The sequence below is a fragment of the Bordetella sputigena genome (assembly GCF_965137885.1).
GTDB lineage: Bacteria > Pseudomonadota > Gammaproteobacteria > Burkholderiales > Burkholderiaceae_B > Bordetella_C > Bordetella_C sputigena.
Genome location: NZ_CBCSCA010000007.1, coordinates 119355 through 132493 on the forward strand (window position 1 = coordinate 119355; position 13139 = coordinate 132493).

Annotated in this window: 11 protein-coding genes; 7 read left to right on the forward strand and 4 right to left on the reverse strand. The window is 65.2% G+C overall.

Annotated features, from left to right (window positions below; translation table 11 throughout):
- Positions 1-46: 46 nt before the first annotated feature.
- The 5 genes from ACNA0R_RS15250 (at position 47) to ACNA0R_RS15270 (ending at position 4808) form a co-directional block, all read left to right on the forward strand.
- Positions 47-679: a glutathione S-transferase family protein gene (locus tag ACNA0R_RS15250; RefSeq protein ID WP_415826872.1), complete on the forward strand. Its 633-nt coding sequence runs from the start codon at positions 47-49 to the stop codon at positions 677-679.
- Positions 679-2220, forward strand: a complete 1542-nt coding sequence (locus ACNA0R_RS15255; RefSeq protein WP_415826873.1) for an acetolactate synthase large subunit — start codon at positions 679-681, stop codon at positions 2218-2220. The genes ACNA0R_RS15250 and ACNA0R_RS15255 overlap by 1 nt, the downstream gene beginning before the upstream one ends.
- A 37-nt stretch (positions 2221-2257) precedes the next feature.
- Positions 2258-3364 (forward strand): enolase C-terminal domain-like protein, encoded by a 1107-nt coding sequence (locus ACNA0R_RS15260; RefSeq protein WP_415826874.1) that lies wholly within the window; start codon positions 2258-2260, stop codon positions 3362-3364.
- 350 nt (positions 3365-3714) lie between these two features.
- Positions 3715-4194 (forward strand): Lrp/AsnC family transcriptional regulator, encoded by a 480-nt coding sequence (locus ACNA0R_RS15265; protein WP_415826875.1) that lies wholly within the window; start codon positions 3715-3717, stop codon positions 4192-4194.
- Between the two features lie 146 nt (positions 4195-4340).
- Positions 4341-4808, forward strand: a complete 468-nt coding sequence (locus ACNA0R_RS15270; protein ID WP_415826876.1) for a MarR family winged helix-turn-helix transcriptional regulator — start codon at positions 4341-4343, stop codon at positions 4806-4808.
- 60 nt (positions 4809-4868) lie between these two features.
- Here the strand turns inward: ACNA0R_RS15270 and ACNA0R_RS15275 are convergent, their stop codons facing one another.
- From ACNA0R_RS15275 to ACNA0R_RS15290, 4 genes are all read right to left on the reverse strand, one after another.
- Positions 4869-6185 carry an MFS transporter gene (locus ACNA0R_RS15275; protein WP_415826877.1) on the reverse strand — a complete coding sequence of 439 codons (1317 nt, stop codon included), beginning with the start codon at positions 6183-6185 and terminating at the stop codon, positions 4869-4871.
- 58 nt (positions 6186-6243) lie between these two features.
- Complete coding sequence (locus tag ACNA0R_RS15280; RefSeq protein ID WP_415826878.1) at positions 6244-9435, reverse strand: c-type cytochrome; 3192 nt, start codon at positions 9433-9435, stop codon at positions 6244-6246.
- Positions 9432-9995: a (2Fe-2S)-binding protein gene (locus ACNA0R_RS15285; protein ID WP_415826879.1), complete on the reverse strand. Its 564-nt coding sequence runs from the start codon at positions 9993-9995 to the stop codon at positions 9432-9434. Before ACNA0R_RS15285 ends, ACNA0R_RS15280 begins: the two co-directional genes overlap by 4 nt.
- 82 nt (positions 9996-10077) lie before the next feature.
- A complete protein-coding gene (locus tag ACNA0R_RS15290) occupies positions 10078-11235 on the reverse strand; it encodes an FAD-dependent monooxygenase (RefSeq protein WP_415826880.1) in 1158 nt (385 codons plus the stop codon).
- 272 nt (positions 11236-11507) lie between these two features.
- Here ACNA0R_RS15290 and ACNA0R_RS15295 point away from each other — a divergent pair, with 272 nt between their 5' ends.
- Together ACNA0R_RS15295 and ACNA0R_RS15300 are read left to right on the forward strand one after the other, a co-directional pair.
- Positions 11508-12284 carry a maleate cis-trans isomerase family protein gene (locus ACNA0R_RS15295; RefSeq protein ID WP_415826881.1) on the forward strand — a complete coding sequence of 259 codons (777 nt, stop codon included), beginning with the start codon at positions 11508-11510 and terminating at the stop codon, positions 12282-12284.
- Positions 12281-13132, forward strand: coding sequence for an alpha/beta fold hydrolase (locus tag ACNA0R_RS15300; RefSeq protein WP_415826882.1), 852 nt, complete (start codon positions 12281-12283; stop codon positions 13130-13132). The genes ACNA0R_RS15295 and ACNA0R_RS15300 overlap by 4 nt, the downstream gene beginning before the upstream one ends.
- The last annotated feature ends 7 nt before the right edge of the window (positions 13133-13139 follow it).

Here is a 13139-nt window from a genome sequence, read left to right on the forward strand (position 1 = left end):
GGCTGCCGGCCGGCCGCCCGCCCCGAAAGACATAGAGGAACGATCGATGATAGATCTTTATGCCTGGCGTACCACCAACGGCCTGCGCGCCACCATTGCCCTGGCCGAATGCGACTTGCCGCACCGGGTCATCCCGGTCGACGTGGGCGCCGGCACGCAAAAGTCGCCCGATTACCTGAAGATAAATCCCGCCGGCCAGATCCCCGCCATGGTCGATCCGGACGGCCCGGGCGGCAAACCGCTGGTCCTGGCCCAATCCGGCGCCATCGTGGTGTACGCCTGCCAGAAAGCCCGCCGCTACATTCCCGAAAACGCCGCCGATCAGGCCTTGGCGCTGCAATGGTCATGGCAGGCAGGCACCGACATAGGCGGCACCAGTGCCGCGATGAATCAGGTCGAGGTGGTGTCGCCGATCAAGGTGCCGGAACACGTAGACCTTTTCCGGAAACGCTTTGCCCGCTATTTCCGCATCGTCGAGAACCATCTGGCCACCCGCGACTACCTGGCCAACACCCTCAGCTATGCGGACTTCATTCTGTACCCCAATTACGCGTTGCGCCGCAGCCTGCTGGACCCCGCGGAGTTCCCAGCGCTGTCCGCCTGGGCGCACCGCATGGGCCAACGCCCCGGCGTCATCGAGGGCATGCGCTTGCACACCGACGCCGGAAGGCAATCGTGATGAACGGCGCCGAAGCGCTGGTGCGTACCTTGGTCGACGCGGACGTCACGACCTGCTTCGCGAACCCCGGCACATCCGAAATGCATTTCGTGTCGGCGCTGGATCGCGTGCCCGGCATGCGCTGTGTGCTCGGACTTGCCGAAACCGTGGTAACCGGCTGCGCCGACGGCTACGGCCGCATGATGGGACGTCCCGCGGCCACCCTGTTGCACTGCGGGCCCGGCCTGGCCAACGGATTGGCGAACCTGCACAACGCAAAACGCGCCTACACGCCGGTCGTCAATATCGTGGGAGACCATGCCACCTATCACGTTACGTACGACACCCCACTGACATCGGACGTGGAAAGCCTGGCCAGGCCCATGTCTCAATGGGTCCGGTTGTCGCGCCATGCTCGCGACGTAGCCGACGACGCCGCGCAGGCCGTACAAGCCGCAAGATCGACGCCAGGCGGCGTCGCCACGCTGATCCTGCCAGCCGATACCGCATGGACCGATTCCGACGGACCACGCAAACCCCTGGCAGTGTCGCCGCGCCCCCGGCCCGGCAGCCAACACGTGGATCAGGCTGCCCGCGCGTTGCGCGCCGACGGCCCCGCCATGATTTTGCTGGGGACCAGCGGGCTCACTGAAGCAGCCCAATTGGCGGCGTGGCGTGTCGCCCGCGCTACCGGCGCGGCATTGCGCACCACGACCTTCGTGGCGCGCATGCCGCGCGGCCGCGGACGGCCACCTATCGACAGATTGCCGTATGCCGTGGACCAGGCGCTGGAATTGCTGGCGCCCGTCCGCACGCTGATCCTGGCCGGAGCGCCCGCGCCTGCCGCGTTCTTCGCCTATCCCGACAAACCCAGCCGGCTCTACGCGGACGGAACTTCCGTGATCCCGCTGGCCGGTGTCGAGGAAGATGCCGAAGCGGCACTGATTGCGCTGGCCGAAACCCTGCGCGCGCCACGGCAGGTCGATTTCGATCTGCCCGCGCCCGAAACCGGCATGCCCAGCGGGCCGTACACGCCTGCGGCATTTGGCCAGGTCCTGGCTCGTCTCTTGCCGCAGGACTGCATCGTGATGGAAGACGCCGTCACGTCCGGCCGCGGGCTGTTCACGCCCACCTTCCAGGCCGCCGCGCACGACTGGCTGCAGAACACCGGCGGCGCTATCGGTGGCGGCATTCCCACCGCCACGGGCGCCGCTGTCGCGTGCCCCGACCGCCCGGTGGTCTGCCTGCAGGCCGATGGCGCGGGCATGTATTCGCTGCAAGGCCTGTGGACCCAGGCGCGCGAACGCCTGAACGTCGTGACCGTCGTCTTCGCGAATCGTGCATATGCCATCTTGCAGGGCGAATTACGCGCCGTCGGCGCGGCACCAGGACCCGCATCCGACGTCCTGTTCACCTTGAACGCCCCGCCTCTGGACTGGGTACACCTTGCCCGCGGCATGGGCGTACCCGCCGAACGCGCCGACACCATGGAAGGACTTGCCGGCGCCCTATCGAAAGCCTTGCATGCACAAGGGCCATACCTCATCGAATTGCTGTGTTGAATCCGGTGGCCGCGCGCCGCCATGAATTGGAGCCTTCATGAAAATCGACAACGTCAGCCTTACGCTCTTCGCCTGGAACGACATTCCGCCAACCAGTTATGCCGCACACACCGGCAAGTTCGCCGGTTCCAGCAAATTGGGCCTGCTGTCCATCCAAACCGACGAGGGGGTAACGGGCCACGCGTTTCTGGGTTCGGCCTATTACCCCGCCGATCTGGACGGACCGACCCTGATCAAGTATCTGAAACCCATTCTGATGGGCCAGAATCCCCTGGAGCGTGAACGCCTGTTTCAAGCGATGTGGCGGCGGTCGCGGACCACCACGGTGCGCACGATAGGCGCTTGCGATGTCGCGTTGTGGGACATCGCGGGCAAAGTCGCGGGGCTGCCCATCCACCAGTTGATCGGCGGCTACCGCAGCAAGATCAAGGCCTACGCCAGCTCCATGATCCTGGACTCGGTGCAAGAGTACGCCGACGAAGCGCGCCTTTATCAGTCGTTGAACTGGGCTGCTTACAAGATCCACCCGCCACACCCCTGGAAAGAAGATATTCGCGTGTGCGAAGGCGTGCGCAAGGCTGTCGGCGACGACTACCTGCTAATGCTGGACGCAGCCTGGGCATATCAGTATCCCGAAGCCGTCCGCGTAGGACGCGCCATTCAGGATCTGGATTACTACTGGTACGAAGATCCGCTGCAGGATTCCGACCTCTACAACTATATGAAGCTGAAGCAGCAACTGCACATTCCCATCATGGCCACCGAAGCCCCGGCCGCGGTCCTGGACGCCTACGTGCCGTGGGTCCAGCAAAGTGCGACCGATTTCCTGCGCGGCGATGTGCCGCTGAAAGGCGGCATTACCAACATGCTGAAGACCGCCCACCTGGCCGAGGCGTTCCGCATGAACTACGAGATTCACCACGGCGGCAACTCGCTGAACAACGTGGCGCAGCTGCACGTGGCCATGGCGCTGAAGAACACCGAGTTCTTTGAGGTGTTATTGCCGGGCGGCGCGCAAAAATATGGACTGATCGACGATATCGAGCCCGATGCCGACGGCTATGTCCATGCGCCGACGGGCCCTGGATTGGGAGCGAACATCGACTTCGATTTGATCGAGCGACTGCGCGTTGCGACGCTTTGATCGCGGCCCGCTCCCCATTTCGCCGCTACTCCACCGTCACGCTCTTCGCCGGATTCCGCGGCTGTCCGCATCGGCGAACACATACAGCTCGCCGCCGCGCGCGCACTTCCTGCATATTGGATTTCAACTTCTCCAGCAGGGCGTCGTTCGGCGCGATGGTGACGACCGGCATCTGCTCGGTGGCCAGCGCCAGCGGCGCCGCGCAGACGCCGCACCGCCTGCCGCACGGCCTCGATATGAAATTTATAGTGCCGCCGGTAGCCTGAAATTTTATATACAGCACGGCTGTACAATTTTCTATAAATTCCACCACCATCGACCCAAACTGGCCGGCCGGTGTCCCATCCGCCATGAATACACCAGAAGCACTAGCCGAACTGGACGAGCTGGATCGCCGCATCCTGGACCAGCTTCAGACCGACGCGTCCCTGACCAATCAGGAACTCGCCGAAAAGGTCCATGCCTCCCCGCCCACCTGCCTGCGGCGCGTCCGGCGCCTGCGGGAACTCGGCATTATCGAGAAGCAGGTCGCCATCCTGGATCCGGCCAGGCTGGGCAGCAGCCTGACGGCGTTGGTGGAAGTGACACTGGATGTCCAGGCGGCGGAACGGATGGACGAGTTCGAAGCGCGCATGCGCGACGAACCGGCGGTGCTGCAGTGCTATCGCGTCTCGCCCGGACCGGATTTTCTGCTGATCGCGCAGGTCCGCGACATGCCGGCATATCACGCGCTGGTGCACCGGGCGTTTACCGCGCAGGCGAACGTGCGCAACGTGCGGACTTTTTTCTCGGTGCATCGCGCGAAGTTCGAAACGCGCCTGGTCATATAACGAGCGGCGCCGCGGCACGCGGCGTAGAAAGGCGTCGAAACCAGTTTGGATAGTACGGCCGCAAAATGTCGAATCTTCCGCTACCGCTCAAAGCGTGTACCGTTGACAAAAATCATCACATTCACAGCATTGCTTCGGATAGGCTTATGCGCAACGTAAAAGGCAAATCCTCGTCCATCAAGGATGGCTATTTGTTTTCTGATCAGATAGGTCACCTGCTGCGGCGTGTCTATCAGCGGCATACCGCGTTATTCCAGCACTACATACCCGACTCCCAGCTCACTGCCGCACAGTTTGTCGTGTTGTGTTCGGTGCGGGATCACGGCGCGAGTTCGCTTGCGGATCTGGTCAAGGCCACGGTGATCGACCAGGCCACTGTGCGTGGGGTAGTAGACCGGTTGAAGCAGCGCGAGTTGGTGAAGGTAGATCACGACCCCGTCGACCGGCGCAAGGTCGTCATCAACCTGACGCCTGCCGGGCAGGCGCTGGTGCAAGAGATGGAGCCGTTCGCCAAGCAGATCACCGAAAGCACCTATGGCAATCTGAACCCGGCCGAGCGACTGGCGCTGGATTTTCTCTTGACAAAAATGCTGAACGGCGACGAACCGGCGTAAGGCCGGTTCCCCGCTTCAACATCGGTGAAAGCGACGGCGGGGGGAAGCCCCCCGGTTCCGTCAATCCAACGCGCGATTGCGCGATTCCACATCCACCGACCAGATTGCGATGGCGCCCGCCACCAGCATGCCGGACAGCACTACCAGCGACAGCGTGAAGTGGCTGGTCATGATGGGCGCAATGATGGCCGGCGCGAACAGCCCGCCAAAACGCGCCACCGCGCCGGCCATGCCCATGCCGCTGGCGCGCAGGTTGGTCGGGTAGACCTCGGGCGTGAAGGCGTACAGCGCGCCCCAGGTGCCCAAGAGCGAAAAACTCATCAACAGGGTGGACCCGATCACCAGGGCGGGCGACGTGCCCAGGCTATAGAGCATGCAGCCGACCGCGCTCAGGATCAGGAAACCGACAAGCGTGGGTTTGCGGCCCCAGCGTTCGACCCCGTAGGCGGACAGCGCAAAGCCGGGCAGTTGCACCAGCGCCAGGAGCACCAGGAATTCCTGGCCGCGCATGAAGGCGAAGCCTGCGGTGCTGAGCTTGACCGGCAGGTAGACGAAGACGCCGTAGTACGCAATGGAGATCAGCGCCCACGCCAGGAACAGGCCGATGCTGCGGCGTCGGTGGCCGGCCGAGAACAGCGCGAACATCGACGTGCGCACGGGGATTTCCGGTCGCAGGTGCGGTACGTCGACATTGCTGCGGTTGACGCGCGCCACGCGTTCCAGCACCTTGCGCGCCTGATCGGATTTGCCATTGCGGTTCAAGAACATCGGCGACTCGGGGACATAGAAACGCAGCACCAGGCCGATCAACGCCGGCAGACCCGTCACGAAGAAGATGACGCGCCAGGCATCGTCGCCCCAGGACACGGCGGCCAGCGCCAGCAAGGCCAACAGGATGGTACCCACGGCCCAGAACGATTCCAGCAGCACCAGCCAGCGGCCACGGCGGTCGCTGGGCAGGAATTCGGCCATCATCGTGTAGTCCACCGGCAGGGTGCCGCCCACGCCGATGCCGGTCAGAAAGCGCAGGAACAGCAACCACGTGAACTCGGGCGCGAGCGCCGAAGCCACGCCCGCGCAGGCGTCGATGATGACGGCCAACATCAGCACAGGGCGGCGTCCGATGCGGTCGGCCAGGCGGCCGAACACAAACGCGCCGATCAGCATGCCGATGAAAAAGAATGTGCCGCTTTGCAGCGCTTGCGGCACGGTGATGCCGAAGGTCTTGGCGATGGACGGCGCGCTAAAGCCGATGGACAGCACCTGCATCGCGTCGGCCATCCACACCAGGCCGAATATCACGAAGAGCCGGTACTGGAACTTGCCGACGCCCGCGACCTGAATCGCCTGGTCCACTGAAACCAATGAAGCTGACATAAATGAAACCCCTTGATGTGATCATCGTTAAAGTTGCACGTGTTGTGTCCGTGTTTCCCTAATGCTGCTCCGAGAAGTCGCGTAACCGCTTAATCGTCGCCGTGGGATCGGGCCAAGCCGGCTCCCCAGGCGCAAAACGTTGCCGCAGATAGCCCACCAAGTCCGCGACCTGCGCGTCGTTCAGGCTGTCGCGAAAGGCGGGCATGTAGCCCAATGCATCCTCGGCCGGCTCCTGGATGCCATGCAGGATGACTTGGATCAGGTTGTCCGGCGTGGCGGCGTGGACGTTGGTGTTCGTGCCCAGCAGGGGCCGCGCGCCGAACAGGGTCGGGCCGCTGCCCGCGTCATGACAGGCCGCGCAGGCGTTCTGATAGACCCGCTCGCCATTGGCGTGGCGGGCTTGCAGGGCGTAAAGGGTGGTGGCGTCCGGTGCCGATGCGGGTGCTGATGTCGTCGCGGAGGTGGGCATCGCCAGGATCGCGGACGCGGACGATTCATCGCGCGGAATGGCTGCCGCGGAGGGCGTCGCAGCGGCTGCTGACGTTGCGCCAGACGCCCCCACCCTGTCTTGATTCGGCAAATCCATCAAATACGTCGTAATAGCCCGCAGATCGCTATCCGGCAATTCAGCCAGGCCGTGGATCACGGGCGCCATCGGCCCGGCGGCCACGCCGTGTTTTGGCGCGTAGCCGGTGCGCAGGTACTGGAACAGTTCTTCGCTGCTCCACGCGCGCGGGCCGCTGGCAAGCGCGTTCAAGGCGGGGGCGGTCCAGCCTTCGGCCTCGCCGCCCGCCAGATAGTGAACGCCGGTCTTCTCCGCGCCCAGTCGATTGCGCGGCGTATGGCAGGCGGAACAATGGCCCGCGCCTTCCACCAGATACGCGCCGCGCAACCACTCGGCGCTGCGGGTAGGGTCAGGCGTGAAGGGCGCGGCATCGTGAAACAGCGCGTTCCAGCCGGCCAGCAGCGGACGCATATTGAATGGAAACGCCAGTCGCGTCTTGGGCGGCTCGGCCTTTATGGCCGGTTGCGACATCAGGTAGCCGTACAGTGCCTGCAGGTCCGCATCGCTGAGCTTGGCGTAGGCCGTGTACGGAAACGCGGGATAGAGCTGGCGGCCATCCTGGTGCACGCCCTGGCGCATGGCGCGTTCGAAGGCGGCGTAGGACCAGCGGCCGATGCCCGTGTCGTTGTCGGGCGTGATGTTGGTGGTGTAGATGACGCCAAAGGGGGTGTCCAGCGCAAGTCCGCCGGCATTGGTCTTGCCGCCGGGCGCCGTGTGGCAGACCATGCAGTCGCCCGCGGCGGCGACAAGCCGGCCACGCTCGATGGCGCCCGCTGAATACAGTGAAACGTCGGGGCCGGGGGTCAATGGCAAGGCCGGCTTCATCGGCCACAAGGTCACGGCAACACCCGCCAATCCTGCCACGCCCGCCGCCAGCCACTTCCATCCACGCGACAAGGGGCTGCGCACGCGGGCCTGCCCGGCAAACGCGCGCCGCAAGGACTCGGTTTGGAAAGGCACCTGGCGCAGGCGCACGCCGGTTGCATCGTGGATGGCGTTGGCGATGGCCGCTGAGGCGGGCAAAGTCACCACGCCGTCAACGTCCAGGCTGCCTTGCGCGATGCGCATGGCGGCTGTGGCTGGGCGGCTCATGTCGCGGTGTTCGTCCCGTTTTTCGAGCGCGCCGGCGTCGGCATTCGACGAGGGCCGCGAAGGACTCGTCCAGGTATCGAATGCGGCAGGACCGGCAAGCAGGCGGCGGGCGCTGTCCAGCATCCACGGGGCCTGATGGTCGATGCAAGCGTGATCGGACGCGTCGATACGTGAATCGATGGTTGCGCCTTGCGCCGTGTGCAGGTGCTGGCTGTCATGCCCGGCCACGACGCGCGTAACGTCGATGCGGCCCGTGTCCGGCTGCACGGCCACCTCGGCCACCCATGCGGTCCAGACCGTGCGCGCGGCGCCGGTATCGTCCACGCATTGGACCTGCGCGGTGGCAAAGCCAGTGCCTCGCAGCAGGCCGTCTGCCTCGCTTTGCGCTTCCCGCGCGGCCGCCGCCGTTTTGCCCGCAACCTGGGCCGCCCGCGCCGCGACCTGCCGCGCCAGATCGCGCCCCCTACCCGGCGGCAGATGACGCAGCCGCCACGTTTGCGGGTCATGCCCCTGGGCTTGCGCCTGTTCGTGCCAATAGCTTTCCTCGGCGAACACCTGCGCGGCGTTCAGCTCTTGCGCGCTGGCGCGTAGCGGCGGGCACGCGTGCGTGCCCGAGATCACCGGCATACTGCCGCACAGCGTTGCGTGCGCGGCGGCGCTGGCTTGTGTGGGTTGGCTCAACAGCCGCGCGAGGCTGGGCCGCAGCGCCCACGGCGAACGCGATGTCAGTGCAGCGCGGGCGCCGCCGGTGACGGGATGGGGAATGCTCTCATCCGGGATTGGTGCATAGAGCGATGCCGCATCCATGTGCGGCGCATCGGCATGAAGTAGCCCCGACTTGACGCCCAGTACCTGCTCATCGGCCTCGCCCGCGACACACACCACCGACACCGGCCTGCCCACTGCCTGCGACAACAACGCGGCATCGGCGGCGGCGTCCATCAGGTCCATGGGATGACAAACATCGTGCCGGTCGGCAGCCGCGCCGCCGTCCCGCGACGCGGCATTCGCAACGCCTGGTCCGCCCACCGTGACGGTGATCGCGGCCGGCGGCTGGTGCAGCAATGCCGACAGCTCTTGCCGGATCAGCGCCTGCGTGTCGGGAGAGCAAGCAGGCAGCCACGCGCGGGTACGACCGTTTAGCGACCACGCGACCACCTGCGCGCCGGCGGCGGCCGCGGGGGGCTGGGCGCGCAGCGTGTAGCGAATGGGATCGATGTCCGAGGAATCACCCGACGACGAATCCAGGAACGAGTCCGAGAGCCCTTCAACCTTCGGCGATTCATCGCCACAAACTTCCGGATTCGGCCGCGCCCGTTGCCATGCAGGCGCCAGCGCCAACGCAGCCTGCCGCGCATAGAGCGGCGTCACGGCGACCACGCCCGCGAAATGCTTGTGCTGCACAACGGCCACCACGCCCGGCTGGCCTTGCGCCGCGTCCTGCCGCACGCCTTGCAGCGCACTGCCCCGATAACGCGCACCGTCCCACAGGACCTGGGGCGGACGCAAGGCAACGCCATGCAATAAGTCGGCCGGCTGCCCGGCTGGCGAACCCGATGCCCGCGTGGACATATCCACCGAGAACCCGGTCATCGCGCGCGCTCGCCCGCCTGGCAAGGCGTCGACCCGGGCACCGCTGCCTGCACACCGGCCCCGCGTTGCGCCCGCAACTTCACCGCCCGATGCGCCGCCATCATGATTTCCACGTGCGTGCCGCAGCGGCACAGGTTGTGATGCAATTCGCGGCGGATCGCGTCGTCAGAGGGATTGGCATTGCGCCGCAACAGCGCTTCCACCGTCATGATCATGCCGTTGAGGCAGTAGCCGCATTGCGCCGCCTGGCAATCGATGAACGCCTGCTGCGTCGGGCCCGGCTGCTGGCGCGTGCCCAGCCCTTCCAAGGTGGTGACCTCGCGCCCTTGCACCGCCTTGATCGGGATGACGCAGGACCGCGCCGCCACGCCGTCAATCAGCACCGTGCACGCGCCGCACTCGCCCAGGCCGCAGCCGAACTTGGGACCGTTCAGCCCCAGATCATTGCGCAGCACGTGCAGCAACGCCGTGCCCGGCGCGGCGGGCACATCGACTGCGCCGGCGTTGACGTTCAGCCGGAGGGAAGGCGGATCATTGCCTGGATTGACGGGAGATCCCATGGGCATGGCGCAAATGGACGATTCGGAAGGCACGAAGTTTGTCGAGGCGGGGCAGGGGGCAAGCCCCTTCAGCGGACACCCATCAAGCGACGGCCCGGGGTTTTGCGTCTACCAGCGGTTCGCTGAACACGTCATACCCGAAGCACCACGACGGATCTTCATTGGTGCGCAGCCAGGTGTTGTCGTGCGAAATTCGTTGCACTTTGCTGGCGCGTTCGGCCCGGTTGGCCTCGTACAGCGCGAACGCGAGCTCGTGATTGTGCACGCCGACTTCCTTGAAGCAGCGCGCCAGCATGGCGCCGTCCTCGATGGCCATGGCCGCGCCCTGCGCCATGTGCGGCTTCATGGGGTGGCAGGCATCGCCCAGCAGCACTAGGCGGCCGCGGCTCCACAGCGGCAGCGGGTCGCGCTCCAGCAGCGACCATTTGGTGACTTCGACCGTGGCGTCGATCAGCGCCTGCACGGTGGGATGCCAGCCTCTGAATGCCTCGCGCATTTCAGCCTTGCTGCTGGGCAGCCAACGGTCGTTCAAGTCCCAGTGTTCAACCGGCACGCCCGTCACGTAGTAGAGTTCGTCGGCCTTGCTGGTGACGAAGTACGTCATCATGTGGCGGTCGTCGCTCCACCACTTCACGCAGGCATCAAAGGGCAGCATGCCCGCCTTGACCCGCGGCGTGGGGAATACGGCGCGATGCGCCAGGTAGCCGGCGTATTTGGGCAGCTCTGGCCCCAATAATTCTTCGCGGATGCGGGAGTTCACGCCATCGGCGCCGATCACGATGTCGGCCTCCGCCGACGTGCCGTCGGCAAAGTGCATAACGACGACATCGCCCCGGTCTTCCACACGCGTCAAGCTCTTGTCGTAGACCACGGCGCTCTTGGGCAGCGCGTCGATCAGCAAGGCGTGGAAGTCGCCCCGGTGCACGGTCAGATACGACGCGCCATATTGCTTGACCGCGTGATCGCCCAGTGGAATCTGCGCCAGGATGTCGCCGGTTTCCCAGTGGCGGCTGTACCAGTAATCCGGGTGCGAACCCTGCGCATTGAGCGCGTCTTCAATGCCGATACGGCGCAGGATCTTCATGACGTTGGGCCCGACGTGGATGCCCGCCCCCAGCCGCGAAAAACCGGGCGCCTGCTCATAGACGCGGACATTCAGTCCTTCCTTGAGCAGCAGCGCGGCGGTGGCGGCGCCGCCAAGGCCCGCGCCAACGACGGCGATACGAGGGGATGTAGACACGGAACTTCTCCTTGCTGGATGGTGATGGACCTGAGATTCTGCTAGCGAATAATTATGGTGTACACACTTTATTTTCGGGAACACAGACCGAATGACCAGGCGCACACTCCTGAATAGATCACCAAAATGTCGCCTATTTTTCCGAAAATTAGGTGAAAACCACTACGGAAATCGGGCTGGCCATCGGTCTCGCTCTTTGCAAGAATAGAGCGTATACGCTTTTTTAGAATTTATCGAAAACCCTAGGCCCGACTTCTTGCAAGGCTTTCCACATGACGAAAACATTCCGGATCGGCCAGATCGTTCCCAGCTCCAACACCACGATGGAAACCGAAGTGCCCGCCATGCTGCGGGCACATTCGTCGTTGCGCCCGACCGACCGCTTCACCTTCCATTCCAGCCGCATGCGCATGAAGAAGGTACAGAAAGAAGAACTGGCCGCCATGGACGCCGAAAGTGACCGCTGCGCGCTGGAACTGAGCGACGCGCGGGTCGACGTGCTGGGCTACGCCTGCCTGGTTGCCATCATGGCCATGGGGCGTGGCTATCACCGCGTATCGCAACAGCGACTGACCGAACGCACCGCTGAAAACGGCGCCTCGACCCCCGTCATCACCAGCGCCGGGGCGCTGGTGGAAGCGCTGCACGTGATGGGCGCCAGGAAGATCGCGCTGGTGGCGCCCTACATGGTGCCGCTGACCGAACTCGTCATGGATTACATCGCCGCCGAAGGGTTCGAGATCGTGGATTGGCGCGCGCTGGAAATTCCGGACAACCTGGAAGTGGGCCGCCACGACCCCGCCAGGCTGCCCGCGATCGTCGCCGGCATGAACGTGGCCGATGCCGACGTCATCGTGCTGTCGGCCTGCGTGCAAATGCCGTCGCTGCCGGCCGTGGCGCAAGTCGAAGCTGAAACCGGCAAGCCTGTGCTGACGGCGTCCATCGCCACCACCTACGCCATCCTGAAAGAGCTGGGCCTGGACCCGGTCGTACCGGGCGCCGGCGCGCTGCTGTCGGGTGCATATCCCTATTCGAGGGCCGCAGAATGACGCACGCCGACGCTACCCACCCCGGCTCCACCTACCTCTACGGCGGCAACGTCCACGCCAATGGCATCCGCCAGCACTATCTGCGCTACGGCGGCACGTCGGACGGACGCGCGCAGCGTCCCGCCGTCATCGTCATTCCCGGTATCACCAGCCCGGCCGTGACCTGGGGCTTTGTCGGCGAACAGCTCGGTCGCCACTTCGACACCTATGTGCTCGACGTGCGCGGGCGCGGCCTGTCGTCATCCGGCCCGGGTCTCGACTACAGCCTGGACGCGCAGGCGGCCGATGTCATCGCCTTCGCCCAAGCCTTGGGGTTGACGCGGTATGCGCTGCTCGGCCATTCCATGGGCGGACGCATTGCCGTGCGCGCCGCGCGCAGCGCACCGGCTGGTCTTGAGCGCCTGGCGATCGTCGATCCGCCCGTCTCCGGCCCCGGCCGGCGCGCCTACCCGGCGAATCTGGCGTGGTACGTCGACTCCATCCGCCAGGCCGCGCAAGGCATGTCGGCCGAGGACATGCGCGCGTTCTGCCCCACCTGGACCGACGCGCAGCGCCAGCTGCGCGCAGAGTGGCTGCACACGTGCCATGAACCGGCCATTGTGCGGAGCTTCGAAGACTTCGGCCGCGACGACATCCATGCAGATCTGCGCCGCATCCACGTGCCGATGCTGCTGATGACGGCGGAAAAAGGGGGGGTCGTGGGCGACGACGACGTTGCCGAATGGCAGGGCCTGGCGCCGCAGACGCAGCACGTGCGCGTGCCCGCTGCCGGCCACATGATCCCCTGGGACAACGAGGCGGGCTTTTACGCCGCCTTCGGCGACTTCCTGGGCCGCGCGCTTCGCTGACGCGTCC